General features: G+C 43.6%; 1 protein-coding gene, 3 tRNA genes and 2 pseudogenes. 2 read left to right on the top strand and 4 right to left on the bottom strand.

Features of this window, described 5'->3' with window-relative positions; translation table 11 throughout:
• Positions 1 to 234, top strand: a pseudogene (locus tag L5M38_RS24070) (IS4 family transposase); the annotation flags it as partial.
• A 37-nt stretch (positions 235 to 271) separates the two neighbouring features.
• On the opposite strand, the gene L5M38_RS24065 reads toward L5M38_RS24070, so the two are convergent.
• The 4 genes from L5M38_RS24065 to L5M38_RS24660 form a co-directional block, all read right to left on the bottom strand.
• Positions 272 to 358: transfer RNA gene (locus L5M38_RS24065), tRNA-Leu, on the bottom strand.
• A 50-nt stretch (positions 359 to 408) separates the two neighbouring features.
• Positions 409 to 482 (bottom strand) — tRNA-Cys (locus tag L5M38_RS24060).
• A 24-nt stretch (positions 483 to 506) separates the two neighbouring features.
• Positions 507 to 582, bottom strand: a tRNA-Gly gene (locus L5M38_RS24055).
• 985 nt (positions 583 to 1567) lie between these two features.
• Positions 1568 to 1732, bottom strand: coding sequence for a diguanylate cyclase domain-containing protein (locus L5M38_RS24660; RefSeq protein ID WP_411569318.1), 165 nt, complete (start codon positions 1730 to 1732; stop codon positions 1568 to 1570).
• Between the two features lie 78 nt (positions 1733 to 1810).
• Here L5M38_RS24660 and L5M38_RS24050 point away from each other — a divergent pair.
• Positions 1811 to 1956: pseudogene (locus L5M38_RS24050) on the top strand (IS4 family transposase); the annotation flags it as partial.

Here is a 1956-nt window from a genome sequence, read left to right as displayed (position 1 = left end):
CTGTTAAGCCCATTGGCCTGGAAGTTGTTATGGCTAAAGACGGAAAAAAGCCAACCGCCCGAACAAGTCCCCAGTGTGCATTGGGCTTATCTAAGATTAGGAAAACTCGCGGGCTGGAATGACAGCAAACGAAGCGGAATTGTAGGCTGGGAAAGGTTATGGCAAGGATGGTTTAAACTGCAAACCATCCTTGAAGGTTACCAGCTAGCCTTGTCTCTTGAGCAAAAGATGTGATCAAGAGACAGGACATCAGTCAGGGCTTTCTGTTTTTTGGTACCCGAGGCCAGACTTGAACTGGCACGCTGTTACCAGCGAGGGATTTTAAATCCCTTGTGTCTACCGATTCCACCACTCGGGCAAACTCTTTACATTAACGACGGGAATCATGTCATTAATACTTTATATCTATGGAGGCGCGACCCGGAGTCGAACCGAGATCGACGGATTTGCAATCCGCAGCATAGCCATTCTGCCATCGCGCCCAAACTGCCAAATTTATTAAAATTTGGAGCGACATATCGGGTTCGAACCGATGACCTATACCTTGGCAAGGTATCGCTCTACCAACTGAGCTAATGTCGCCTATCATTGCGCTTAATCATTTGAACTCATGCTCGGCATGCTTTCCCCTGACTGCGGATTGGCATTCTACCGATTTAGACCTCAGAGTCAATCAACAATTTTTAAAAAATGATCTAAGCCGCATCGTTTGCCCAATAAACCGCCACACCTCAGTAAAGTTGATGTTTCATTCATCAATTTAGGCTTTGTACCGATACTGATGCCGATGCTACCGCTAATTAAACGCGGCAGATAAACAGGAGTTCATAATGAGTTATGGAGTCGAGTCCAATAAAATTGTAGAAGTATAGAAAAACAAAAGCGCCCCGAAGGAGTATATAGTAAAAACAGTGTCTATTCGCGTGTGAGTGAGTGACAGGGCTTTACATATAACGTCAGCGGCTTTCATTTCAAACGTACATACTGTGTATAATGGTATGTACGTTTTTTATTTGCGCCGAGTCCTTCGGCGGTAACCATTCATCCATGAATTTTTGTTCAGTGTTTAATTGCACCTTGTGAGTGCGACTTGTTCCAACAAGTCGGGAGAGATAGGAGTTACGTCATTGGTTTAGCAGGACGGGGATAGTTATTTGCGGCAAGTACAGAGTTGTCGCCGCATCCATGCGGCTTTGACAGTTCAGTTGTTCACTCATTGATTCACCTTCTTGATTAATTGCACTTAATTTACCACCACATTGCAACCGCTCCTTACCACGTGTTGCAAATTAATCGCACCACAACTTTCACGGAAAGTACCACTTCGTCGGATCTCGGCTTTGTGCCAGAAGCGGATATTACAATGTGCAGGTATTAAAGTCCGCTATTAGTCGTTAGCAGAACGTTAGTGTAAGGGCGATGAGCAGCGCAGCGGGTTATGGTCCCAGTATTCTGTGTAAATTATCTTGGCCGGTTTCAATATTATGCTGTAAAAATCATGGTAACAACAGAGTTTAAAATTAATCACTCATAGATAGTAATTTTTTGGTAATAGGTTTGCCAGACCTCACGCTAGTACAACCGAATAGGTATTACGACCACGTTGTTTACTTAAATACAGCTGCTGGTCTGCCAGTTCTATAATATTACTATCGTAGCCTTTCGCTTCATCGGCGACGGCAATGCCAACACTGATGCTCAGTTCTGAAGAATCCCCTGATGATTTACAAATAAATCATCAAATTAGGGTGGAAGCGCATCTTGTTGCATGATCAAATGGTTTCGCCAAAAACTACACTTGGACAACAAGATGCGCGAAGCCAATATCCTACAACATTCTTTACACCAATACTGCCCAGAACTTCACCTAAAACGATTAAACAGCTTGATGCTGGCCTCTAAGGCACTGATTGAATGTAAGACACTGACCTTGACTGAGTTAGGTCGAAATTTTTT

The sequence above is a fragment of the Shewanella sp. SM101 genome (genome assembly GCF_025654465.1).
GTDB classification, from domain to species: domain Bacteria; phylum Pseudomonadota; class Gammaproteobacteria; order Enterobacterales; family Shewanellaceae; genus Shewanella; species Shewanella oncorhynchi.
Note: the sequence above shows the minus strand (reverse complement) of the source record. Positions and strands in the feature narration are given on the sequence as shown.